General features: G+C 55.5%; 23 protein-coding genes. 6 read left to right on the top strand and 17 right to left on the bottom strand.

Annotation, left to right across the window (positions count from 1 at the left end; all coding sequences use genetic code 11):
- Positions 1-63: 63 nt before the first annotated feature.
- The 12 genes from CA13_RS09175 to CA13_RS09120 form a co-directional block, all read right to left on the bottom strand.
- The gene (locus CA13_RS09175) at positions 64-405 is read right to left on the bottom strand and encodes a hypothetical protein (RefSeq protein ID WP_146395716.1); all 342 of its coding nucleotides are present in this window, start codon (positions 403-405) and stop codon (positions 64-66) included.
- Between the two features lie 179 nt (positions 406-584).
- Positions 585-2,852 carry a bifunctional DNA primase/polymerase gene (locus CA13_RS09170; RefSeq protein WP_146395715.1) on the bottom strand — a complete coding sequence of 756 codons (2,268 nt, stop codon included), beginning with the start codon at positions 2,850-2,852 and terminating at the stop codon, positions 585-587.
- Positions 2,852-4,513, bottom strand: a complete 1,662-nt coding sequence (locus CA13_RS09165; protein ID WP_146395713.1) for a DEAD/DEAH box helicase — start codon at positions 4,511-4,513, stop codon at positions 2,852-2,854. The genes CA13_RS09170 and CA13_RS09165 overlap by 1 nt, the downstream gene beginning before the upstream one ends.
- Positions 4,513-5,031 carry a RusA family crossover junction endodeoxyribonuclease gene (locus CA13_RS09160; RefSeq protein WP_146395712.1) on the bottom strand — a complete coding sequence of 173 codons (519 nt, stop codon included), beginning with the start codon at positions 5,029-5,031 and terminating at the stop codon, positions 4,513-4,515. Before CA13_RS09160 ends, CA13_RS09165 begins: the two co-directional genes overlap by 1 nt.
- Before the next feature lie 93 nt (positions 5,032-5,124).
- Positions 5,125-5,598, bottom strand: coding sequence for a DUF669 domain-containing protein (locus CA13_RS09155; RefSeq protein WP_146395710.1), 474 nt, complete (start codon positions 5,596-5,598; stop codon positions 5,125-5,127).
- A 56-nt stretch (positions 5,599-5,654) separates the two neighbouring features.
- Positions 5,655-6,413 carry an ATP-binding protein gene (locus CA13_RS09150; protein WP_146395708.1) on the bottom strand — a complete coding sequence of 253 codons (759 nt, stop codon included), beginning with the start codon at positions 6,411-6,413 and terminating at the stop codon, positions 5,655-5,657.
- 42 nt (positions 6,414-6,455) lie between these two features.
- Positions 6,456-6,689: a hypothetical protein gene (locus tag CA13_RS09145; RefSeq protein ID WP_146395707.1), complete on the bottom strand. Its 234-nt coding sequence runs from the start codon at positions 6,687-6,689 to the stop codon at positions 6,456-6,458.
- Between the two features lie 95 nt (positions 6,690-6,784).
- A complete protein-coding gene (locus tag CA13_RS09140; RefSeq protein ID WP_146395705.1) occupies positions 6,785-7,399 on the bottom strand; it encodes a sigma factor in 615 nt (204 codons plus the stop codon).
- Between the two features lie 200 nt (positions 7,400-7,599).
- The gene (locus CA13_RS09135; protein WP_146395703.1) at positions 7,600-8,769 is read right to left on the bottom strand and encodes a hypothetical protein; all 1,170 of its coding nucleotides are present in this window, start codon (positions 8,767-8,769) and stop codon (positions 7,600-7,602) included.
- On the bottom strand, positions 8,732-9,946 hold the full coding sequence (locus CA13_RS09130) for a hypothetical protein (protein WP_146395702.1): 1,215 nt from the start codon (positions 9,944-9,946) through the stop codon (positions 8,732-8,734). Before CA13_RS09130 ends, CA13_RS09135 begins: the two co-directional genes overlap by 38 nt.
- Positions 9,947-10,068: 122 nt before the next feature.
- Positions 10,069-10,824, bottom strand: coding sequence for an ImmA/IrrE family metallo-endopeptidase (locus tag CA13_RS09125; protein ID WP_146395700.1), 756 nt, complete (start codon positions 10,822-10,824; stop codon positions 10,069-10,071).
- 2 nt (positions 10,825-10,826) lie between these two features.
- Positions 10,827-11,231, bottom strand: coding sequence for a helix-turn-helix domain-containing protein (locus tag CA13_RS09120; RefSeq protein ID WP_419195100.1), 405 nt, complete (start codon positions 11,229-11,231; stop codon positions 10,827-10,829).
- Between the two features lie 361 nt (positions 11,232-11,592).
- On the opposite strand from CA13_RS09120, the gene CA13_RS09115 reads away from it, so the two are divergent.
- The 3 genes from CA13_RS09115 to CA13_RS34955 all read left to right on the top strand — a co-directional run bounded on the left by CA13_RS09115 (position 11,593) and on the right by CA13_RS34955 (position 18,351).
- A complete protein-coding gene (locus tag CA13_RS09115; protein ID WP_146395698.1) occupies positions 11,593-14,505 on the top strand; it encodes a DEAD/DEAH box helicase in 2,913 nt (970 codons plus the stop codon).
- Positions 14,506-14,529: 24 nt separating this feature from the next.
- Complete coding sequence (locus CA13_RS09110; RefSeq protein ID WP_146395696.1) at positions 14,530-15,534, top strand: hypothetical protein; 1,005 nt, start codon at positions 14,530-14,532, stop codon at positions 15,532-15,534.
- 201 nt (positions 15,535-15,735) lie between these two features.
- Complete coding sequence (locus CA13_RS34955) at positions 15,736-18,351, top strand: patatin-like phospholipase domain-containing protein (RefSeq protein WP_419194117.1); 2,616 nt, start codon at positions 15,736-15,738, stop codon at positions 18,349-18,351.
- A gap of 18 nt (positions 18,352-18,369) precedes the next feature.
- On the opposite strand, the gene CA13_RS09100 is transcribed toward CA13_RS34955, so the two are convergent.
- From CA13_RS09100 to CA13_RS09080, 5 genes are all read right to left on the bottom strand, one after another.
- Positions 18,370-18,774 (bottom strand): hypothetical protein, encoded by a 405-nt coding sequence (locus CA13_RS09100; protein ID WP_419194116.1) that lies wholly within the window; start codon positions 18,772-18,774, stop codon positions 18,370-18,372.
- Entirely contained in the window at positions 18,771-20,351 is a 1,581-nt protein-coding gene (locus CA13_RS09095) for a recombinase family protein (protein ID WP_146395695.1), read from the bottom strand. Before CA13_RS09095 ends, CA13_RS09100 begins: the two co-directional genes overlap by 4 nt.
- Positions 20,348-20,839 carry a DUF2924 domain-containing protein gene (locus tag CA13_RS09090; protein WP_146395693.1) on the bottom strand — a complete coding sequence of 164 codons (492 nt, stop codon included), beginning with the start codon at positions 20,837-20,839 and terminating at the stop codon, positions 20,348-20,350. Before CA13_RS09090 ends, CA13_RS09095 begins: the two co-directional genes overlap by 4 nt.
- Positions 20,836-21,015 carry a hypothetical protein gene (locus tag CA13_RS09085; RefSeq protein WP_146395691.1) on the bottom strand — a complete coding sequence of 60 codons (180 nt, stop codon included), beginning with the start codon at positions 21,013-21,015 and terminating at the stop codon, positions 20,836-20,838. The genes CA13_RS09090 and CA13_RS09085 overlap by 4 nt, the downstream gene beginning before the upstream one ends.
- Before the next feature lie 781 nt (positions 21,016-21,796).
- The gene (locus CA13_RS09080) at positions 21,797-23,098 is read right to left on the bottom strand and encodes a recombinase family protein (protein ID WP_146395690.1); all 1,302 of its coding nucleotides are present in this window, start codon (positions 23,096-23,098) and stop codon (positions 21,797-21,799) included.
- Positions 23,099-23,182: 84 nt separating this feature from the next.
- On the opposite strand from CA13_RS09080, the gene CA13_RS09075 reads away from it, so the two are divergent.
- The 3 genes from CA13_RS09075 (at position 23,183) to CA13_RS34950 (ending at position 24,664) form a co-directional block, all read left to right on the top strand.
- Positions 23,183-23,452 carry a type II toxin -antitoxin system TacA 1-like antitoxin gene (locus tag CA13_RS09075; protein WP_146395688.1) on the top strand — a complete coding sequence of 90 codons (270 nt, stop codon included), beginning with the start codon at positions 23,183-23,185 and terminating at the stop codon, positions 23,450-23,452.
- Entirely contained in the window at positions 23,449-23,970 is a 522-nt protein-coding gene (locus CA13_RS09070) for a GNAT family N-acetyltransferase (RefSeq protein ID WP_146395686.1), read from the top strand. The genes CA13_RS09075 and CA13_RS09070 overlap by 4 nt, the downstream gene beginning before the upstream one ends.
- A gap of 523 nt (positions 23,971-24,493) precedes the next feature.
- Positions 24,494-24,664, top strand: a complete 171-nt coding sequence (locus CA13_RS34950) for a hypothetical protein (protein WP_419194115.1) — start codon at positions 24,494-24,496, stop codon at positions 24,662-24,664.
- Positions 24,665-24,727 lie beyond the last annotated feature (63 nt).

Raw genomic sequence — 24,727 nt, 5'->3', positions numbered from 1 at the left:
ACTGTGCCTAATAAGGCTGCTGTTCCCGTAGCCCTGACCAGAGAACGGATCGGCCGGGAGTACCTACGCGTTGCCGGTGAGACCGCACACGTCGCCGACCCTCGAATCCCCGTGCGATGCCGCGTCGAAGGCGGCGTTGGCTTCGATGTTGCGGCGGACGGCCGACGCGTTGCGTCGTGGAGTGAACTCGCCGCACCAATCGTTCTCGAAGACAGTTGGGAAGATGGCAAAATTAGGATAGAAGCGATCGTGTGAGTCACGTGGAACGATTGGCGGACGCTTGCGGCATTCACCGCTGCCGGTGTTTCGCTCCGTCGTGGTTTTGTCTTGGCGATAGAACTGACAGTTCAAGCATTGCGGCATGGCGAACGACTTCTTGAGCGAGGGGAAATAGAGAAACGTCATGAATGAATCCGTCAGACAGCCCCCTCATGCGTGCAAACGTATATCGCGGGCGAGTGGGACTGACACACTGACGTATTAAGAGAGAGAGTGTTTTTATTCGTATATCGTTGGGTTTTCATCAACCGAAACCGTCAGCGAATCCGTCAGTTTGACCCTCTGACGTTTGCTGACAGATTCGCTCATTCCGGGGTCGAATCGGTTGCATTGGTCGTCAACACGTCAGAATCGTCGGCACCATCGCTGACGGATTGGCTGACGGATTTTTTGGGCAGATCGGGCACCGTGGTGAGGCGATATCCCGACGCCGGTTTGGTTCGCGTTTCGATCGTGACCGGTTCGATGTCTTCCTGCTGCATCAGCGTTTGTACGATTTGATCGAAATCGCTTGCCTTCAACGTCATCGAACGCATCATTTCACGACGAGCCATGGTGTAGTTGGGTCGGTCGGCGAGACGTTTCTTGAATTTCAAGCACTCGGCGTGAAACGGGTTCTCGGCGACGTGAACCGATGCGAGGTAGAGCTGCCGGCGGGTTTGGTGCAGCGAAAACTCGCTGGCCCAACGCACGGCATCAATCGTGATCATTGGTTGAAGATGGTTTTCGCTGACCGCGTAGATCAACGCCAGCTTCTTGGCGTGCTCGCACGTCCGACTCCATGCGGCACGAGCCACCTCGTCACCGGCGTCGTCGGCCTTGTCGTATTCCACTTCGGTTTGTTCACGTAATTCCGTAATCGCGGTTTCCGCTTCCGGCGTGAATACGACGCGGAGTGGTTTGGGATGGAACTTCATGAAGTTGCCACTTCCAGGCTCGAAGTCCGCCCACCACTTCGCGATCTCCAAAACCTCCTCGGGAACATCTCTTGCCGATCCGGGCGTTTGACCTTTGCCGCGCTTGCCAACGTCGATGATATTCAGCCGAGCAAAGAACCCGTTGGTCAACATTCGCTTCGATAACGACTCGTAGAAGTATTGAGGCGTCGCGGTGCCGAACAACGTCAGGTGCGGCTGATCGACATGCTGTGCCTCTTTCTGGTTTGCTTTCACGCGGATCGGATAGACATCGCCAGCGGACGTGTAGAGCGTCAGCAAAATGTTCGGAATTGACTCGCGGCTGTTTTCGCGGTCGAGATTGATCTGCCGCAGTACGCCGTCCATTTCGTCGTTTTGAAACAGCATGCGACCGCTGCGGACGAGGGCGTCTTGGATGCCTTCGCCCGACGCGAACTTGTCACCGATCGAATTCGCCTCGCCGATTTGAAATAAGACTTGCGAATTCACCTTTCGAGGAAATTCCTTGCCTGTTCCGCTGCCGGCGAGCGCGAGCAAGTAGAGGTTTGTGCGAAGATCGCCAGTCGTCGCGACTTTGCGACCGGCCAGGAACGATTGCAATGCCATCGCGCCGCAGAACGCGAGACCGATGTTCGGATACGGTGCGTTGGCGAGCGAAAAGTCCATGACGCGGCGAACGAATCCGGGAACTTCAAACAACCGCTCGGGCAACATTCCAGGATCCGCCATGCCTGTGAATTTGGACGGCGGCTTATCCTCTTCGGAAACGGCCACCTTTGGCATCGTCATGAAACCGGACAGATCGACGTCGCTTGCCGTTTCGATCGGACCGTCATCGCGGAGCCAACCAAACGGCCGGTCGTGAGATTTGATGGCGGCTTGGTTGATCTTGTGTTGGAGTTCGCGATCGGACCAGGGCGGCGAACATCGTGGGTTGTAGTCCGCAGCGAGAATCGCCAGGGCACGATCCGGTTCGATGCCAAAACCGTGAACCAGCGCTGTCGCGGCGGCGAACGTTTGCGAGTGACCGCTGCTGCCCGCAATCGCCGGCGGCATGGCATTCAAGTAGGCAACGGCTCGGGCCTCGACATCACCATCCGACGCAAACCGCGTCGATGAGGTCGGCTGCTTGATTGATACCGGCACACCACGCTTGACGATCACCGCGTCGGCGAGTGCTTTCACGCACGCAGCCAACATTGGTGCGGGGACGGTCGCTGGTTCGCTTTCGAGAACATCGTAGGTTTCGCCTTCGGGATGGATGCTGGGGCCGACGACAGTTTGAGTTCCGGTGGATCGCAGCTCGACAATCATCGAACCGTTATTTGGATCGGCGTGTTTCTCGGTCGTCGCTCCAACTGCCAAGTACCAACGATGCGATCGTTGGGCTGACGGCCGGCCGGTGATCGCCGGCGTTGGCGGAAGGTAGCTGTCGGCTAGTTCGATCGCTTCAGGACAATCGAGATCGACATCGACGAGCCACCCTGACGGTTCGCCAAGAATGATGCCGATATTACCCTGCTCGGGAAAGACCTCGGGTTTCAATCGCAGATTAGTCCAGTCACGTCGTGCCGGTGACTTCGATCGAGGGCGCAGCGGTACGCAAAACCATCCACGCTGGCGATGAATCGCAACCTGCTCCCGCAAATCGGCCATCAAAATGGTGCCTCTTCCAATGCCGCGTTTGGAATTTCACCAATCGTCTGTCTAATAATGCGATCGTATTTCTGGCCTGCGATTGAGCGGACTGTCAGCGTTTCGGTCGCTGCAAGCAAACCAGCGTCGGCGATGTCGAGGGCTTCTTCTGCACTGGTCGGACAAGGATCCAGGCACCGATCACGCCACCACGCTTCGGCTTTTCGACGTGCGTAGCCAGAGTGCTCGATGCAGATGAATTCGCTCTGCCAATGATCCAAGCCAATCATGTAGTCGACTCGCAGGCATCGTGGTGCGTCCTCGTCCGCGTCACGTTTGCGATGGATGCGATAGATGATGTCTTGGACGTCGCACTCGGTATCAGTGACTTCGCCAGACAGCACGCCGGCCTCGCTTGCCTCGGCGTCGTGGGCTTCGCGTTCCGGCGGCGGGAACGGATGACCGCACTCGGGACAATTCGCATAGCAACATGCGACTAACGCATGGCACTTCTCACACTCCTTTGCCGGCGGACCTTGGTCTGGTCGTTTGGCTTTGTCCTTTGGCTTGATCTGGTCGATCGGCCCATGTCGCTCGATGTTTCCGCCGAAATCGAGGACGAGGCAGTTCTCCTTATCGGGATGCAAGCGGAAACCGCGGCCGACGCATTGGTAGAGCAGTCCGGGTGACATGGTCGGACGCAGCATCACGACGCAATCGACTCGCGGTGCGTCGAAACCAGTGGTGAGCACGTTCACGTTGCAAAGGAAACGCAGTGGATCAGAGCCAAGCAGCGAGGTCGGATCATCGCCACGAAAGCGGGCCAACAATTCGTCTCGTTCGCTGGCTGGCGTCTCGCCAGTGACGAAACCGCATTCGATGGCGTGGTTCGCCAGCAACACTTCGACAACACGCCGCCCGTGCGCGACGGACGACGCAAAGATCAGCACTGTCCGGCGGTCGGCCGTCAGTTCCACGATCTCGCCACACGCGGCGGACACGAGGGCGTCGTCGTTGACCAAAGACTCGACTTCTTCGCTGACGAACTCGCCGGCGCGGAGATGAAGGCCACCAAAATCGGCTCGATTCACGCCGGCCTTGGAAATGAGCGAACTCAAGTAACCGTCGCGGATCAATTCCTTGATGCCAATCTCGTAACAGACTTGATTCAAGAAGTGCTCAGGCGAGCAGATCATACCGGAGTCGAGTCGGAATGGCGTCGCGGTCAAGCCGATGACACGAACATGCGGATTGATGACTTTGCAATCGGCCAGGAATTGCCGGTACATGCCGTCGCCCTTCTTTGAAATCAGATGGGCTTCGTCGACAATGATCAAATCGAACGGATCGAGGTCACATGCTCGCTTGTAGACGCTCTGGATCCCGGCAACGAGTACCGGCGTGTTCGTGTCGCGTTTCTTGAGTCCAGCCGAATACAGCCCGACCTTGATGTCAGGATACAGCCGACGGACCTTGTCAGCATTCTGTTCGAGTAACTCTTTGACGTGAGCCAAGATCAGTACGCGACCGTTCCATTGCTGAACAGCGTCGGACGCAATCTTCGCCAGCACGAGACTCTTACCCGCACCCGTCGGCAAGACCGCGACGGGATTGTCGTCGCGGTTTCGCAAGTGATCGTAGACCGCATCGACAGCGGCTTGTTGGTAGGAACGCAATTTCATCACATCAACTCCCCGTTGTGCCGTTTGCTACCTCGCTCAATAGGCAGCGACGATGGCAGCAAGTCGTTGATGCACGTGCAGTTTTCGCAGATGCGATTGCCTGGTCCCGTTGAAACAAAGGCCTCGTCGCAGCGCAAGCATGAACGAAAGCCGGCTTTCCCCATCGGTGCTGGGATGCGTTGAATGACAACTTCGGCGTTGCCCGCTTTCGGTGCCGGTTCTCGCTTCTCGATCGTCAACCGCACGATCTGGCTATCGTCCTCGTACGCACCGCCCCACTGCATCGAGTCCAACATCGCCTTCAAACAGTTATCGACATCACGCCGGCGTCGATCAGGCGGATAAACGACGATGTCGACGATCAAGTCGCCAGTGAGCGTTTCGACGTTCTTGCGATTCAGCAGCGAACTGACGGCCGCTCGATACTTTCTGCCCTCCTTGCTGATCAACACGCGGTTGCCAACGTGTCGCCAGTAATGATTGACTGAAGGCGGATACGGCAACGTGAGTCTGATCATGGTGGCTTATTTCGATGTTCAACGAGCGAATAAAAACACCCAGCCAACAATCCATTGCTGACTGGGTGCCGTTCCTTGGAAGCTGTCGGGCGGTTAACGCTTCCAAGGTGGGGACGTGGCCTGGTCGTCCGTGCCGCTGACTTGCGACGCGGCAATCGGCTGAGCAACAGCGTCCTTCTTCGAGTAGCCCTTCACTTCGTTTTGCAATTCGCCGGTGTCGTTGCGGCGTTTGACTCGCACGTGAATCACGCATGGCAGGTTGTGTAAGTCCGCCGAGTCGGTTGGCACCAAGACGCCAACCGACCGGCAGATCGCAGACAACTCCCGCCGGGCGATTTCCACCGCGGTCGCGTTGGGGTTGTCGAGGTTGAGACGCACCCAGAGAAGACGGTTTGCGTACTCGCCCTCCACGATCTGAAACGTCAACTGCAGATAATTGCCCGTGCCAGACTTCGTGGGTTTCATTTCGCTGTCGGTGATGACCGCGATGTACTTGCCAGTGGGGATCGGTTCGAGTTCGTCGGCTGGTTCGACAGTGTTGGCATCAAAGCCGTTGAGATTTGCCATGGTTCGTTGGTAGTCCTTCGTCTGGAGTCTTTAGAAAGGGAAATTGGTTGTGTCGGTCAGTTGGCCGACATCGCTGCCACGAACGCCGACCACGTGAGCGGCAATTCTTCGGCGATGCCATAACGGTTCTTGGCCACGCAACTGGGCGAACCGTAAGCACGCACAACGCGTTCGCCGCCGTCCTTGCCGATTGCGTGAGCAATGGTGCGTTTGCGGTTGAAGCCACCGTCTTCGCTTTGCGTTCGCATCTTGCGAGTCGCGAACAGCACGGCGTCGCACCATTCCTTGACGAGAGCCGCGGCGTGCTTGTGCAGTCGCGGCGAATAGCGGTCGTAAGGCGAGGACTCGGGATCCTCGAACCGTTCGACCTTGGAATGGGCGATGAGAACGATCACCATGCCACGAGAACGCAGCACATTGAGCAGGTCTAATACTTCATGCCACAGAGAGAGGGCGTGCATGTAGCCGCGAGCGTACCCGCCGTCGACCTTTTCGATCGACTCGACGGCGTACTGCTGACAAAGTTTGTCCCAGACGAGTCGCTCCAGCCAATCGAGCGAGTCGATCACGACGGATTCGTAATCGTGTTTCTCGTTGACGAGCGTTTTCAGGGCTGCGATGACGTCATCAAGCTTCGTCGCCAGCGGGAAACGATCGCATTCGATTTCGTCGAGACCGTCTTCGGTTTGAATGAAGATCGGCTTGGGGGCTTCGCTGCCGAACGTTGACTTTCCGATGCCTTCGACACCGTAAAGCAAGACGCGAGGCGGCTTCGATTGCCGGCCAGATTGAATGGTTTCGAGTAGGTTGGTCATAGGCTGGATAGTTCCTTGAGTGAATGGTTGGGATGGTTGGAATTACAGAGTTGGGATCGCTTCGACATCGAAGTTGCCGTCGCGATCACTGGTCACGAGGTAGTGCTTGAAATCAATCTGGGCGACGAAACGTTGGTTGGTGCCCAATTGCTTGCGGAGCGACTTGCACGCTCCGGTAAAATCTCGCGACGCTTGGTTGAAGCGGTCGGCCGATCGCAGGTAACGGCCGACCGCCAATGAAAGGGCCACGCGGCGTTCGATGTCCAATTCACTCATTCGCTAACCCGGTGGGTGGGAGGTTTGATGTTCCGACGACCCGTTGGCCGCCCCTGGTTACCTATGCCGTGATTTGGTCGCCTTGCACGCCAAACTTAGAAATTGGTCACGCCGTACTTCTTCAAGTGCTCGGCGATCTCCACGCGCATCGCGTTGAACCGCCGACGCGGCAGACCAAACTTCTCCATCGTGCTGCTCATGGAATGACATCGCAGGTGCTCGCAGACCTGCCGCAATTCCGTGGGCATCTTCTGCATCGCAACCTCCAACGCATCCGCTTCGTCGATCGCGTCGAAGGGATCGCTGTGAGACGATTGCATTCGCCGGCCCTGGTCCTCGTCACAAATCTCGCCGCCCAGCGTCGCGAAGGTTTCATCCACGGTGTCGACGGGCGTTTCAAATGATTGCATTTGCACGCCGTCGCCGAAGGGATGCCGTTTGTGGCGTTTCTTTGATCGCAACAATTCACGCACGCCCGAGTTGATGACTCGATTGATGAACGTGTTCAACTTCGATCGAGCGGGGTCGTAGCTGTCGGCCTTTTGGATCAAGTACATCAGCAACTCTTGGCCAATGTCCTCCGCGTCGCAGTCGCTGAATTCTGGTCGCCGATGGAGTTGCTCGGCCTTGATCCTCGCCGTCTTCATTGCGAAATCGTTGAGAATCTCTTCGCCGAGCCGTTTGCCGTCCGCTTGAGTATTCGCACTCATGGTTGTCTCCGGCTGGAGGCATCCCGTGATGCGAGCGATTCGCACGGACCGCAATGAAGCTGCGTCGCGACAAGTTATGTCACGAAAAGAACGCAGACGGCCGGCGAGGTTCGTTCGTCACGTCCTCACAGCGAAGACGTGCCGCCACAACTCATGTCGCGATGCCACAAACCGTGTGGCAACTCGCCGACCGAAGAAAATCACACGAGCCAGTCCATCGGTTCGTGCTGTCGATAGACCATCGTTCCACCCAACTCCATCGACGCATCGAGGTACCGGCCCAGCGAAGCGTGATGCATGGTGATCTTTTCGATTGCCCGCGTCACTGCCATCGACACGGACTTGCGAACCTTCTCAGCGTCCGACTTCACTCGCCCGCGACCGTCCTTGCCAAATGCCGCCGACAATTCCGTTGTCAACGCATCTTGTTCGAGCTGAATTCGCTCCATCGTCGCCCGATCGTGATTCGCCTCCGCCAAGCGCATGTCATCCAGCAGCATCAAGTACCGGCCGCGGTAGTCTTCCCGTGCCTGCTCGTCGATCACTTCACCGCTGGAGCCAGAGAGTTGCAGTGGATCAATCCCCAATCGCGATGCCAACAACGTCACCGCAGGAATCACTCGATTCGGCTGCGCCAACAAGCGAGCGAGATAGCCCATGCCGACCGAATCTTTCAAATGGGCAACCTTGCCTTCGTGACGCAGTTCCCAAAACTCGCCCTTGCAAAGGAACACGTTACCGTCAGTCCCATCCTCCCAACGGACCATCGAACGCACACGGTCGGCCTGAAAAACCGGCTTCGGTCCAGCAAACGAAAACGCATCCGACAATTTCACGACGCCAGCAAATTGATCCCAGTTCCGCTGAACTGAATCCGCAACAACGACGATCGCTCGCGATGGAACGATGCACTCGGCAATGCGATCGACATCGGATTCCCTGGCCAAAACGATCTCCAGACGCGCGCCGGCGACGATCAATTCGCCGATCAGCCACGCTCCATCAATTACGATTGCCCGGCATTTGCTGTCCGATTTGATCGCAGTTGCAAGTTCGTCCCCGACTTGCAGATCGTTGACGAACCACTGCCGAAGCCGATCCCGCTGGATCTCTTCCACACCATCAATCACACACGACGTCATGAAACGGGCACGCGGTCCGCGACCGATTCGCACTACCTCATGCACCCCACACCCGCATCCATTGATGGCTTGCACATGCGTCGCTGGCCCCATTGGCACTAAGAATCCGGCGTCAACAAGGCCCGTAGGATCGGTCTCGCCGAAAGCCCGCAAGTTGTCCGGCGTTACACGATTGGCATGACAGGGCAGATTAAGCAGCGGGAACAGCCACTTCGCTATCGACTGCACGGTCGATCTCCCATTGTTTGAGATACTTTTCGCCAATTTCACGTTGTTCGTCTGGCAAATTCTTCAAGCTGCACCGGTTCGGGCAGGAGATTGAAAACTGCATCTTTGGAGGCAAGTCGGGATCGCTACGATCGAAATTGAATCGCAGCGTCACGCCATACAAATGCATGATCGAACGCGGCACGTTCTCCGTGTTCACCCATTGGTCAATCATCGACTGGAAGTCGCGTGGCCCGAGCTGTTGATCGGGTTTCAAGACCATCCGTCGCTGCGATCCGCCCTTGGCACGAATGTTTGCCGAGACAACTTCAACACTCACGATGCCGTCCGCCGGATCGGTGGGGAACGAGAACTTTGGATCGAGCAAGACACCCAACGCGTACGGGTGAAGGTCTGTATCTTCCGGCGGCAACTCGATGCCCAGAATCACACGGGTAAAGATCTGCTGCAGCGGTTCGTAGACCTGTTTTCCTCCATGCACGAACATGTCCAGAGTCGTGAGATCCGCACTCAACACAAACAAAACCTGAAACGCATGCGTTTCACAAACCCGAGCAAACCGGCCTGAGTCGACGACTTTTAAGAACGTGTTGGTGTAGTCGTCCAAATACGCGAAGAAGTAGTGACTACCATCGGCACGCACCAAGTATTCGATCACGCATTGCCGGCCGCGCCCCTGGCCCGCTTGATAGAACGCAGCGACCCCGTTCTGCAACACGACCACGTTGTCGGGATCCACATTCAGCGTGCCTGCGGGGACGTTGATCCGCCGAATCCAATAGCGACCGCCCGACACCTCATCCGCCTTCGCGAACTGGGAAGCGATTGACCACACCGCATCGGCCTGCAAGCACGTCCGCATCGCAATGTCGAATCGGCTCACGTCCCCGGCCAAGTCATCCAGCAGTGACGTATTCCCCTGGCGATTCGCTTCCTCCATGATCGCTCGCACGCCATGATCGTTCGCCATGGAGAACACATCGTGCAAAATCAACTCAATCGCCCGCCGCGGCTCGATGGGCATCGACTGCCACGCCGCAAAGATCGGTTCGATCTGTGTTTCTTTCAATTCGCTCCACGGCACATCGACCGTTTGCGATTGTCCTTCCAGCAAGTCTTCCAACAATTCGTTGGAAACCTGCCGCAGGACGTACCGCGGATCAAAACTCTTCGGCATTTGGATAGCTCCCCAGATTAGTACAGCGTGCAGTACGCACTAAACACTCGAAACAAAAAGAAACGCCTTCGGAGGAAGGCGGTACAACGTACTCGACGCAAACTTCGATCGAAGCGAAGCGACTATGGAACGGGCCGCGGCGTTCCCTCGGTGACGAACAGACCGAGATACTCCAATTGAATACGCATCGCCTCGTCCGATACGGCGAATTGGTCAGCAAGCGATTCGCAGAACACCTCACGCATCAAACGGATCGGATCCGGCTCGACCTCGACCCCGTCGGCGTCAATCAGGAAGCGAATCGGCTCGACCGGCGGTACAAGCTCTCGAAGTTGGCGATCACAAATCGGCTCATCGCCGCCCGTCAATCCACGCCACGCCGGCCTCAGCAACCATTCCGGCATCAGCAAGCAACCGGCGAACTCATCGGCTTGTCGTTCGATCAACGGACGAGCGTGATCCTTGCGACAAATCACGTCCGGCATTTCACCGTCACCATACAGCACCGCATGCCCGTCTTCATCCAAGAACAAGAACCGGTGCAACTGCCAGTGTGCGATTTCATGGGCGAGTGTGAAGTGATAGCGACCGAGAAGATCAGGAAAGCGATCTGGATTCAGTGCGTCGTCGATAAGTATGTGTTGCCGTGAGAACCAAATCGCACCGTGAACGCGACCGCCAAGCTGGCTCTGGAGATCCGAGAACCCGAACGTCAGCGGCAACACGGACGTCGCGACATCTTCGATTTCGATGGGAGGTTTCGTGATCGGCCCGAATCGCATTGCGTACTCCGCCAGCACCGCGTCGGCCTCGGCAGCGATCTGGCGAGACGACAGCGGCGGCACTTCGATTCCCTGTGCCAACAAATCAACGACCATCGTCACTTCCCCCGCTTTTTCATTTTGCGAATTTGTTCTTTGATGGCTTCAAATTGTTTGGGTGAAAGCCCAGTCGCCAACCGCATCAGCTCGGGCATATCCTTGGGGTGTTGCCGGACCATGACATCCACGTCATCTGGCACGCGATCGGCCAAGCGAATCCATTCGTCGGAATCCTCGCCCAGCAGCTCGGCGATCTTCGTGACACGATCCGCCGTCGGCGGCGCGAAGTGATCCTGTTCGACCTGCGACAGATAAGTTGCCGACACGCCGATCATCTCCGCGAACTTGCGCAGCGTGATCTTCTTCGCCATTCGTTTCTCACGCAGCACCGCGCCAAACGACTTCGCACCACGAGCCTTTTTCATCGCGCAGGCCTCCCCGCCGAATCGTCGCCCGAAATCCACTGCATCCAAAGCATGGCAATCTCCATCAACCACTTTCTCCCTCGGAAACCGGCCAAAACACGATCCGCCGGCACTCGATGTGTAGCGTGAACTAAACACTGCAATCATAATATCCCGTGTCCCCAAACCCAGACAATCCCCCGATTCAGATTCTTGCTAGCAAACCCGTCAGTCCGGATTATTGAAGCCGACGCTCGTGACACGTTTGGTCACTGTCGAGCAAACCACATCCGTTTTGGAAGCATTTCCAAAGTCCAAAACCATAAGGACTTAGGCAACTTTTCCACAGTCGCATACAATGCAAGCAAATCACCGTCCGCTGTGGTGAACTCAACAATTTAGGATCTTGGACTCGAACGGAATGCCGAGTTATTTTCAGAAAAATGCACGGAAGGTTGATCTTCTGCCTGCCGATTACGACGGGTTTCGGAATTCCCAACTTGGTGCGTCCGCCGCCCTGATTTCGCACGCAACCAATGCGAATGACGAAGCAGTCATAGTGCTGCCAACCGGCACAGGTAAAACTGCGGTTTTGCAGGTGACTCCCTACCTTTGGCAAGCTCGACGCACGCTCGTGATCACTCCATCTAAGCTCGTGCGAGAGCAGATCGCAGACGGATTTCGCAAACTTGGCCTGTTGAAATCGCTTGGGATTCTGCCAAGCAGTCTCGGATGCCCAAGTGTCCATGTCGTGGACGGGCACCTGCGAACGCTGGCTGACTGGAATGCCCTTAAAAAGTCTGACGTTGTAGTCACGACTCCGATGAGTGCATCGCCGTCGATCGAAGAGATTGCTCAGCCGCCTGAACAACTCTTTGACTTGGTGCTAGTTGATGAAGCCCATCACACACCAGCCACCTCCTACGCAGCATTGATGAACGCTTTTCCTAACGCGAGGAAGGCGCTATTCACAGCGACGCCATTTCGGCGGGACCGCAAACGACTGCCAGGCCGCATCGTCTACAACTACAGCCTGAAGCAAGCCATTGACGACGGCACCTACGGCGAGGTGCAGTTCGTGCCGTGCAATCCTAGGGAAGGCCAGAGCGCTGACATCGCCATCGCAAAGAGCATTGAAGACGCTTTTCTATCCGATCGAAAAGCCGGCCTCGACCATCGTGTCATGGTCCGCACGGATAGCAAGGCTCGAGGAAAAGAACTCGCCAAGCTCTATTCCGACAAGACTAAGCTGCGGTTGCAATTGGTCACAGGCGATCATTCTTTATCGCACGTTCAACGTGTCATCAAGCACCTCAACGGCGGCGACCTCGACGGCATCGTCTGCGTTGATATGTTCGCGGAAGGCGTCGATTTCCCCCGTCTCAAACTTGCTGCGCTACACTCGCCACACAAGTCACTCGCCGTCACACTTCAGTTCATCGGCCGCTTCGCACGCACCAACGCCGATGGCATTGGAACAGCAAAGTTTTTCGCTGTTCCGCAGGAGATTAACGATGAAGTGCAATTGCTCTACCAGTTCGGTGCCAGTTGGGAAGAGCTTGTCGCCAACCTCTCGGATGCTCGGATCGAACAAGAACAGGCGATTCGCGAAGGCTTGGCTTCGTTTGAAGATGATCAACGAAAGTCGCTTGAGGAAGTTGACCTGACCGTTGATGCGATTCGTCCGTACTTTCATACGAAGATCCTGAAAGTGAAGGAGCCGCCTGATTTCGATTCAGCTCCGATGGTGCCACGCGATTGCGAACTCCTTCTTGACTCGACATCGCAAGTCTTGAACTCACGCATTGTTGTCTATCAGCGGCAGACGAAGCCCAAGTGGCTGGAAGTCGAAGCGTTGGTCGACCGTAAGAATTTGTTCTACCTCGTTCACTACCATCAGAAGTCCGGACTGCTATTCATCAATTCGGTTGAGCATTCCAACGAGGTGTATGACCGCATCATTGAGAGCATGTACGACGAAGACGTTGTCGCCCTTCCATTGGATCACGACATGGCGAGCCGCGCATGGCGGATGATTCAATATCCGAAGTTTTACAATGTCGGACTTCGCAACGGAGCACCGGGTTCGCAAGACGAGAGCTATCGGACCATGACCGGTTCGTCAGCGGATCGAAATGTCAATCAAACCGATATTTCGTCGCGGTTTCGCGGACACTTGTTCGGCGGCGGTGAATCACGCGAAAACGGTTCACAGAAAGAGACGCTCGGGGTGACGGCATCCTCGAAAGCATGGAGCAATCGGTATGCATTGATTCCGGAATTCATCCAGTGGTGTGAACGGTTGGCAAAGGAAATCGAAGATGCACGCCCGGTTGTTACTGGGTCGCGGATTGATCAGCTCACTACCGGGAAAACGATCACGGAACTGCCAAAACCAGTCGTTGCTGCAACGTGGCCGATGGACGTCTTCACGAACATGCGAACGATACGAATTGGCAACGATCCTGCCGAACGCGACCTGACCGAGTTTGATCTGGAGGTCACTTCGGACCCCACCGGAGAGCATGCGTACGAATTGAACCTTGTCGAGGATGCGAACATCATCGCGACGTTCGGGTTCGATCTTAATCACTCCGCAGCTTGCACCCAGATTTTGGGACCAGTTTGTCGGATGGAAAGCTCCATGGGTGAAGGCACATTGGCTCGATACTTCCAGGTTGAGAATCCAGCCGTGTTCTTGGCTGATTTCTCGCAGGTGGTGGGCAATCGCTTCTTCAAACGCCAGAGCACGATCCGGCTCGATCGAAACCTGATTCAAGTCCAAAGCAGGTTTGAGACGGACGTCGACATCGCGACGGAGTTTGGTCCGACGACGGGAAATCGGCTTTCCGTTCACGACTTTACAGAACAAGAATTCAAGGCGATGAAAGCCGACGTGTTGATTTACGATCACAGGTCGGGCGAAGTTGCTGACTATGTCGCGATCAGCGAAGCCGATGATGTGGTGACTTGTCGTTTGGCTCATTGTAAGGCGTCAGGTTCGCCTAAGGCAGGTTGCCGAGTCGACGACGCATACGAGATTGCCGGCCAAATCGTGAAGTGCCTGCACTACGGACGCCACCCCGCGATGCTTTCTCAAAAATTGGTTTCGCGCACGTCAGGGAACTCGAAATTCATCACCGGATCGACACCCAAGCTCGAACGCATCATGCGCGCCGCCGAACGAAAGAGATTTGACTTCCGCATTTGCCTTGTACAACCAGGCATCAGCGCCAGCAAGATGAACGACCAAGTCAGCGACGTTTTCGCGGCGGCAAGCGACTACGTCCAAGCCCACACTGGCGCACCGCCCATGTTCTGGTTTTCACCATAGATTATCACCCAAGTACGTCAGCACATGAGCAATACAGAACAACCTAAAAGGGGTGAATTCCCGTTCCAGGAAGTAGGCCCAGGCAAGACCAATGGATTCCTGGCTTGGGTTCGAGATCACTCCAGCTATTTGACCGCTGGCGGCATCGCTGATCAGTTGGCGAGCATGGGAAGCTATGCGTGGGGAACGCTCAAGAATTTCTTGTGCCTCTCACCAGTATTATTGCTCGCGTCTCTTGCGTATGGATGGTCTCACTTCGCGAATTTGGCGCGTCCCTATTGCTTGATCTTCACGGTAGCAACCGTTGTTTCGGCGTTCGCGATTTTCATCGATCGCGAACAATGTCAACCTTCGTGGTGGATCTTTGGCAAGCCCAACAAAGCCCGTCTGGCGAGGTGCGGCGGATGGCTGATACTTGGACTTTTGATCGGGCTAGTATCAATGACGGTTCCCTTGTCCGTTGAGTTACTGCGAGAGCACGTTCACGGTTTCGATTGGACTTGGACTAAGGCAATCACCTTCTCAACCGGCGGCTTCGGTGCAATTGTGGCGGCGCAGCGGGCCGTTCCATTGTCGTCCGGGGTCCAGAAACAGCTTGCGGCTGTTGTCTTTGGTCTGCTCGGCGTTGGCTTTCTATTTTCCACACTAGTCGGGCTGACCTACTTCTTCGTCTACGGCAATGTGCTGGGGCCGTTGCCGGCAATGACGTTTTGGTTCTCACGGACACCAGAATCAACCATTTTAGTTTTCACCTTGGCTGTGTTGGGGGTCTTCGTTGCCATCAAACTTGTGCGTGCCTGGCAAGGATTGGGATCGTCAAGTTTGGTCGTCTTCTTGCTTTTCTGCGTTTTGCCATTCGTGCTCTTCTACGTCATCAGCAGCGACAACGGTTTCGGTCCACGAATCCATGGCGTGACGACGAGCATAGGCAAACTATCCCGTCCGCTTGCGTTGATCGTCGATAAGACATTCGATGATTCGCAGTTGACGCCCAGGCATGCAAAACGAATTGCTCATTTGAAGAACTAGCTTCAAGGCCTCAACGGTTACGTTGAAACACAGCCGCCCGAACAGTTGGAGGTCGATGAACGAAATTCGTATCATCCGAAAAAGTCGGACGGAGAGAAGTACGCAGGGGATGCTACGCAACAAATTGGTTCAGACGATGAGGAAAATGCCGCGGACGCACATCTGTACGAACTAACTGAGTTTACGAAAACTTACTTCTCAATGGCGCATCATTTCGTCGTAGATGGTTACTCGTTTGTGGATATGGATCCACTGGAGATGGCAAAATTCCGCCAAACGATGGCACAACTGGATCGTATCGGACTGGTGCGTTTGGCCCAATTCCGCAGCGATGGCGGCGTCTCCAAGAAACCCGATGAATTGTCGAAGTCTACGCAGGAAGATTGCTTGGCGGCGGTCGTTCGAGCGATCGTTCAGAATCAAGCGTTGATCTTGAAGGGCGACAACGCCGCGAGCCTCAAAGATGCTGTCGCTGATACGCGTGCCAAGAAAGCACTAGAAGGTCTTCAACAAGTTCACGTCACCGCGCTACACCAGACCGAGTTTGCGAAACTTACCGGCGCTGTGGTTCCCAAACTTGGAATTGCAGAACGCAAAACATCGTCAGCGAAAGGCAGCTTAACTCTGATCCCGGAGTCAGCAGAACTCGAGGAATTTGCGGAGCCAATCAAAGAGGGATTGTTGGCTCGTTATCTAAGCGACGAATCGAATAAACTTCCCCAGGATGATGCCATTCCAGTAGTTAATGGCTTAGCGGAAGACATTGTCGCAGACTCCGTTGGCTTCGAGCGGGTGCGACGGTCACGCATTACGGGTGACGTGTCCGCGATGCTGGATGATGTTGCTGCAGAACTTAGAAAGGAGTCGAAGGACGAATCACCGACTGCTGATCCTGCGTCCAAAGTGCCTGGCTATCTTCGCAGATTGTTGGTGCAAGTCGTAATCAATGGCAAGAAATCTGAGCGAGAGCGGGCACTCGGAAATTTAGCCGACCTTTCCGTTCCTGTGGTCGACCCCAACGCAATCGAAGCAGTACAAAAACAGCAATATTCGACGCGTGTCGCATCAGCTTTCGACGTCTCCGAATTGATCAATATCGCGATGATGAAGTTCATCCCAAGTGACACAGACAGGCCGGCGTTGCTGCCCGCCGATCAGCTCGTGATGAACATTGCCGCTGGCAAAGAGGGGGATTTGTACGAATTCGAGAACATTCGGCGCGATCTAGCCGCGCAATCGGCCTCGCTCAAGGCAAGTATCTATCTGTTCCTCGCCGGCGTCCTCGGTGTCTTTGCATTTTTTACGGATGTCAATTCAACGTCGATCAACGGATTCTACCGCGATCACTTGGCTCAAGCGTTTCTGCTCCGTGACGACGAAGGAACGATTCGCAACGACAGCGATGTCTTACTTACGGACCTCAGCCCACCTGGTTCTCGCGCGCCGTACTTGTTGATCAACACAGGGATGAACATGCAGGCGAGCGGTCACCTAAATCTGCGGGATCGACGCAGTGAATTTTTCGTCTTCTCCAAATTGTTCGGCGGTAGCAAGCAAACCGGCTACATCACGACCAAGGCGATTCAAGCGGCCTACCCGCAAATTACGCTAGCGACGGCAATGGCAATATCTGCTGCGGCTGCGGCTCCCAACATGGGACGCAACACCAACGGATTGCTAACGATGCTGATGGGACTGTTGAACATCCGGCTCGGCTACTGGGTACCAAATCCGAGGCTGTTGCAAAAAGACACTCTAAGTTTTGACGATATTGTCTGGATGGAGCTGCGAACTCAGGTCTTCCCACGACGTCACGCGGTCTACGCTCAAGGCGATCTACGATTGGCGCTACCAGAAAATCAGAGCGACCTGCTGACGGCGAAATTGGTTGGCCTTGGGTTTTCCGGTGGTGGAATTCGCTCGGCGTCCATCAATCTCGGGATCGCACAAGTCCTACATCGCGAAGGCATCTTCGCCCATGTGGATTACCTTTCCACCGTGTCTGGTGGTGGTTACACCGGATCCGCGATCGCCACACTGATGCGTCATTTCCCGGCCGATGAGACATTGCTAACGGAGGGTCTTATCGCGATCAAAGAAAACGCAGAACAGGAAATCGACAAACAGACGGTGATCCAAGCCAACGAGAAGCCCGTCGGACGGCACCGCTTGCCGGTATTGAACTTCGGTCGTGAATTGGTCAGTTGCTTGCACGACAAAAGCGACTGGGTAAACGTGTCCGATGGTGGTCACATCGAGAACCTCGCCGCAATTGAACTGCTTCGACGACGCTGCAAGATCGTCATCGTGGGCGACAGTGAGGCCGACCCTCATCACAGCTTCAACGGGCTAGCCACGCTGGTGAGGCTATCGAAGCTCGAGTTGGATACTATCATTGACATCAACGTTGACAAGATTCGTCTCGTCAAACCAGAAGAAAAAGGTCAGCCCAAGGTTTGCAAGTCGCACTTCGCCATCGGCCGAATCATCTACCCCGGTGACGGTGATGAGAAATCTCGGACCGGTTTCCTCCTTTATCTCAAATCATCGTTTATTGGGAATGAAGAAGTCCTGATTCGCGAGTACCGCGATCGCAACGAAGAGTTTCCCCACCAATCCACCGCCGATCAATTTTTCGACATCGGACAGTTTGAGGCCTACCGGCATCTTGGGCAAGCTATTGCTAAAGACGCAATCAAAGAGCTGTCCGGCGATGAATCATCCGATAAGGATCAGCCGACTACTATTGCCGTAGACCTGCGTGACTTTGACGCTTTTGAATCGGCGCTTAGCCGCTCGGCACCAAGCAATGACTGATGTTGGCCCCGAGCGTGACTATACCGCTGCAATTTCGATCCAAATCTCTCGCTGGCGGTCGAAGTCGATTTCGCTGCAGACCGGTCGCAGTATCTTTTCGTGAATGTGGCTGCGGCCGGTGGTTTCTAGCGGGAGGTTGAGCAGAGCTTCCTGGATGTCAGGGGCGAGCAGCGAGAGGGCTCGGATCTGGGACATGCGGGGCTGGGTGACGTCGTAAAGAATTGCCAGCTCGGTTGCGTCTTTGGCTTCGCCGCTGCGGATCATTTCGTCGAACTGAATCGCCAGCGCCATCAGCCTCGACACGCGCGGGATCTTGCCACGGCGTTGCGGCTTGGCTTCGGCTTCGTCATCCCCGATGGGTTTGATAGTGCGACGACTACGCGCCTTCAGCGTGACGGCGACTTTGCGTTTGATGGTGGTCATCTAGTTGCCTTGTTGGAGTCGGGTTCGGGGTTCATCGTTTGCGTCAGCGACTTGATACCGGACGGATGCAGCGTGATCGCGATGGTGCTGTCTTCGGCATCGAACTGGACTCGTTCGACCAGCAAATTCAACACCTGGATTTGTTCCGTCGTCGTCAACGCTTTCCATACGTTGTCGAAGTCAGCGAAAGCGGCGTTGATGTCGAGTTCGCTGAAGTGTTGTTCGCGAAGCGATTCAGCATCGCTGCGCACCGTCGCGAGCGTTCGTTCGACTTGGGCGATCTGTTCGTGAAGTGTCGCCAATCGATCGGTCGCGACACTGGTCGTGGATGAATCGGTGGCCATCCGCTCGATCTCCTCTTGGCAACGCGTCAGACGTGCGATCAACGATCGTTCCTGCGCGGCCAAGCCTTCCAACTCCGACTCGCTTTGTGCTTGCGATTGCTGCAATACGTCTCGGCGCAGCTCTGCGTCCGAAGCGATGCATCGAATGTGGTCGACTACCGCTTCCTCCATCTCCGCAGCCGGCAGTGTCGGAAAATTGCAATTCTTGTAACCACGTTTGATCGCTGTTTGACAGGTGTAGTATCGGTACACTCGCGAATCTCGACGAGCCACGTTGTGGACCATCGCCTTCTGGCACTGCGGACAGACCAACAAACCACGCAGCAGCGCGTCATATTTGTTCGCGATACGCTTCCCCTTGCCGCGATTGTTGCTTCGCAACAACGTTTGCACCGCATCGAAGACCTTCCTATCAACGATGGCCTGATGCTCACCCTTGAACGTTTCTTCCTTGTGTTTGATTCGGCCGTTGTAGAGCGGATTGGTCAGCAGCGAGTGGACCGATGATTTGTCAAACAAGTAACCGCCGCGTGCTTTTCCGCTACGTGTTCGCCATGATTTATTGAACCATCGCAGTCGCTCCAGTTCCTCGACGACCGGCAACAGCGACTGCATTTCCAAATACATCGCAAAGATTCGTCGTACGTGAACGGCTTCGTCGGGGTTGATGACCAACTTCGGACTCGGCCCAGTGCGGTCGACGTCGTAGCCTAAAACGGGAATGCCGCCGGCCCATTTGCCACGCCGCCGCTGGCCCGCAATCTTGTCCCGAATCCGCTCGCCAATGATCTCTCGCTCGAATTGGGCAAAAGAAAGCAGGATGTTCAACGTCAATCGCCCCATCGAATGGGTCGTGTTGAAGTGCTGAGTCACGCTGACGAACGAGACATTCTGTTCGTCGAACGTGCCCATGATTCGCGAGAAGTCGAGCAGCGATCGGCTGAGCCGGTCAACTTTGTAGACGACAACGCAGTCAATCTCGCCGGCCTCGATGTCGGCCAACAAGCGAGCCATCGCCGGCCGTTTGAGATTGCTTCCCGAGTACCCGCCATCGTCGTAGCGATTGGGCAGCGCCACCCAGCCTTCTTGTGATTGGCTGGCGATGTAGTTCTCGGCCGCATCTCGCTGCGAATCGAGCGAGTTGAATTCCTGTTGCAAGCCTTCTTCATGCGATTTGCGTGTGTAAATGGCACAGCGAATCGTCGCCGGTTTGTTGTTGGTTGCTTCACTCATTCTGGTTTCCTCCCCAAGCGAAAGAACACGAACCCGTTGTAGCTGCATCCGGACACCTCTTTCGCGATCGCCGTGAGCGACCGAAACCGCTTGCCCTCGAATTCAAACCCATCTGTCAGCACCAAGACGCGGACCATCCGCCCTTTGTGCAAACGTTCGACATAGTTGCCAGGAGGCGGCAGGCGCGGATCCCAATCTGTGTAACCGTCCTCCTGCGGCGGCACGCGGCGCAGGGTCTTCAACGCTTCCGGCCTTGGCGCGGTTACGCGGACGTCTGCGTTCATCGCCAACTGCCTGGCCCGCTGTCGCGCTTCGACGCTCAGTCCGCCTTCGTCATTGACCTGCAATCGCCATGCGATCCGCCGCAGCAGGTATCGCCGATGCCGACTTCGACACTCCTCATCGAACACGTCCTCGTACTTCGCGATCAGTTGGTCAATCGTCAAGTCGTGGAGTGCCGCGATCTCCAATCGTGTTTCTGGTTTCATCGCGTTGCCTCCGGCTTTGTATTGCCTTGCTGCTCACTTGACGCCTTGTTGTCGATGGTCGCAGGATGGGCTTGTTCGCCATCGGCCGTGGTTTCGCCAGCTGCATCCATCGCTCGAACTCGGGCGACGCCGCGGGCGAGGATGGCGGCAACTTGTTCGTCGTTTGTTTTGCTCATTCAGTTCTCCACCGAATCGTTGTCTGTTCTTCGATCGTCTTTCGGACCATCCGAGAGACCGTTTGGAACAGAGAGCGGTGAGTCGGGACAGAACTCAAGCCGAGTGGGTAAAGAGTTCGCAGAACTTTTCGAAACAGGCGACGGATTGCGTAAACGCCACCGCAAAACGCCCCGCGCCAGCACGGCGGCCAGTTGTCGCCGCCGCTCGCCCGGCGAGAGTGCCGAGTCATTCAAAGAAGGAGAAATAGAGTCACCGTTTGGAAACGAGCATCGAAGTTACCGAGCCAGACCAAACGGCCCAGCCAGGTAACCTATGCCGCGATTTCCGTCTCCTGTGCGCCGAAGAATGGAAGTCATCCAAAACGCCAACCACACCCCCACCAATGAACCACGCTGCGCAGCAAACCAAAACAATTCTCAAAGAATTTCGCAGGTAATTACGCCCCATTGCATGACCCAAGAAGCCATTCTACGATCGCGTTTGATTACCGCTTGATCCCCACAACTTTTTAGTGTTCGCATGTTCAGTGCGACCGCCGAGTACAGAGATTGGCCGGCGTTGATCATCACGATCGACGCCGGCCTTTTTTCGTTATTTACGCCCCGTTTTGGCGATTCAAATCATCCCGTCCCGGGTCTTGGCGTCTCTGGCCGTCTCACCGTTAGAGAGTCTCCGATTCGAGTGGTGAACGCCTTTGGCCGCCACTCCGACCAAAAGTCTCGACACTCTCTTGTCTCTAGGACCTTCGGCTTATATGAATCCCACCGCCGTAGAGACTCTCTAAATCTGGCTTCCGTCGGTCGGCTCGGCGCCGCCCGCAGCAAATGATTCAACGTCGATTTCTTTCATCTCGATCGTGATCTCACCGGGCTCGTGATCGTAAACAACGCGATGAATGACTTGCGCCAGACCGAGCTGACGCTGTCGTTCATCAAGTTGGTTCCAATGCTTCCGAAACTCCCTTGGAAGTTCTGAGTCGGCGTCTTCAACATTAGCCAACACGCTACCCACGTATTGTTCTAATTCATACACGCTGATGTTGACGCCGGTGCACGGTGGCCTGCCTCCAGCATGCGCGCGACAGCGATAGTAGAGGTATCGAATCGGACCACGGTGCGAAACGCTCGTACTCATCGGTCGATTGCATTGCCCACAAAACAACTTACCCAACAAGTTCGCAAAGCTGCGAGTGCCACTTAACTGACGTTCTCCGTGATTGCTCTCACGAGTCCGACGACGAATCAATTGATCCTGAACCGCATCGAACGTACTCACGGTAACGATAGCCTCATGCTCACCTGGTAATGTTGAGTCTCCATTGAGAATCTCGCCAACATAGACGCGGTTCTTTAGCAGCTTCAAAATTCGCCGCGCGGTCCACCTGCCGGTCTCCCCGTTGTGATCTCGCCACTCGCTCAGGTTAGCAAGACTCGCTAGATCGCTCGGCCGACCTCCTTTCGATGCCAACTCAAAGAAGTCCCTGACCACAACGAACTGCTCCGGATCAACGACAAGCTGTTTGGTCACCGGGTCAGCCTGATATCCAAACGGCACTCGCCCGGCCACACGTTTGCCATGACGTTTATATGCCGCTCGCATGTCGGCCATCCGATCGCGAGTTAGGTCTTGCTGAAACTCGCTAGCGGCGGCCACGATGTTCGTCATCAGTCGGCCAACAGCGGTGTCGCTGTAGTTTGGATCGTTGACGACAGTCAATTCGACGTTGTGCTCGTCAAACAATTCCAGCAAACGCAGGAAGTCGATCAATCGTCGCGATAACCGGTCAGCGCTATACACGATCAAACGCTCCACTTGCCCAGTCTTGATCGCGTCAAGCAACCGCGAAAGCTCTGGTCGATCCAAGGTTTCGCTGGACTGACCCTCGTCGGAGTACACCGTCGTTACCGTCCATCCCCTCTGTAACGCTAGCGATTGGCACAAATCGGCTTGGTTCTGACAGGAACTATACGTGAGTCCCCTGGTTCGAGATTGACGAACATAGACTGCCGCCGCTCGGGCCATCTCCGGTCCGGCGGCGGAGCCAAAATTGTTCTCGTTTATCGTGTTGAGAGGACTATCCACAAGAACTTGCCGTGTATAGCGTTGTGCAGTACAATGGGCGTGGGTAAAACGTGTCAACGAATGATGGAAAGAGTTTAACACGCGATGCAAAAGAATAGTTCATTGATGGTGCGGCTCGATGAAGAATCGAAGGCTTTGCTCAGCGCTGCCGCCGAACTGCGGCGAGTGAGCGTGAGTGATTACGTTCGCAGTGTTGTCATGGGTCAGGCCGAACGTGAATTGGCAGCGGCCCAGTCACACACGATTGCGATGACGCCAACGGAACAACTGGATTTTTGGAACGCGCTCGCCAAGCCGCCCAAATTGACCAAGGGGCAGAAAGGACTCGGAGCGATCATGCGGGGCGATGCGTGAGCGGCGTTCGCTATCCTGACGGCTGGCGAGTCGAGTTACTCGCTAAGTCGCACAACCGGACACGGTTCCAATCCGGCCAGGACGAAGTCGATGCGTGGCTGAAGAAAACGGCGTTTCAGAGTCAAAAAAAGCACCTGAGTTCGACCAAGGTTTTGCTCGACTCCGAAAGCCACATCGTCGGCTACTACACGCTGGCAACATCCCAAGTCGACTTCTCTGACCTACCAGTCGAAATTGCCAAGTCGCTTCCCAATCGGCAGTTGCCCGTCGCAGTATTAGCGTGGCTCGGCATCGACCAATCGTTTCAAGGGCGAGGCATCGGCAAGCGTTTGCTCGCCACTGCTTTAAAGGATTGCTACGACGCAGCCGAAACCTTCGCGTTCATCGCCGTCATTCTCGACTGCGTCGACGCCCCTTCCAAAGCGTTCTATCAGCACTTCGATTTCGCCGAACTCCCCGGCTACCCCATGCGACTCTACCTGACCTTCAAGTTATTAGAAAAACTCGCGGTCGACTGAATCAGAGAGTCACTGTTCACGAAGAAACAGATAACCCAACGGTCACTTGTGGTATTTAATCGCTTGAAACATAGATCAACAGACAAGAAACCGGCCTGCTGCGGTGAGAGAAGGCACACAAAAGGCAATGCCAGCGGTGGTTTCTTGGTCAATAAATAGAGCTTCTTTACCTCCCAATCGGGCATGCGTCAGCCCAAATTTCAACTCTAGATTTCTCGACGAACTTCGGTTGACTGTCGGGTAAACGAATTGGCCGGCGATTGTGCAATGCACGATCGCCGGCTTTTTTTGGGTTTCTACGGCCTTTTTTGCCGTGTCAAACGCTGTTTGGGGGTGTCTCGCCGGGTTCTCTGGCTCTCGGTTTAGAGAGTCTCCGTGGGGCGTGGTGGGGCGACCTTGGACGCCCTCTGGTCCGGAACTCTCGGCACTCTCTAGTCTCTCCGAGCTTTTCCCGGTGAGGAATGGGAATCGTCAATCGAGTTTGCCCTTTGTCGGCGTTTGCACCAACGCCAGAGAACGCAGGATGAAGATCGCTTGCAAACTCGACCTTATCTTGATCGATCGCATTCAAGTCAACGAACGCAAATTGGCCACCGACGTGAACGCCGCGGGCGAGTTGCTTGGCGAGACTTCGATTCACCGTGAAGATGCGTGGGGATCTCATACTGCACTCCTGCCCAAAAAGAATAGATGAACGCCAGCGACGTGATCCCATTCAGCGTATCATGGTTGCAAGATGCTTTGGCGATAACGCCTC

Origin of the sequence: Novipirellula herctigrandis, assembly GCA_007859835.1 — a bacterium.
Lineage (GTDB): Bacteria > Planctomycetota > Planctomycetia > Pirellulales > Pirellulaceae > Novipirellula_A > Novipirellula_A herctigrandis.
This window is presented reverse-complemented; position numbering and strand designations above follow the sequence as displayed.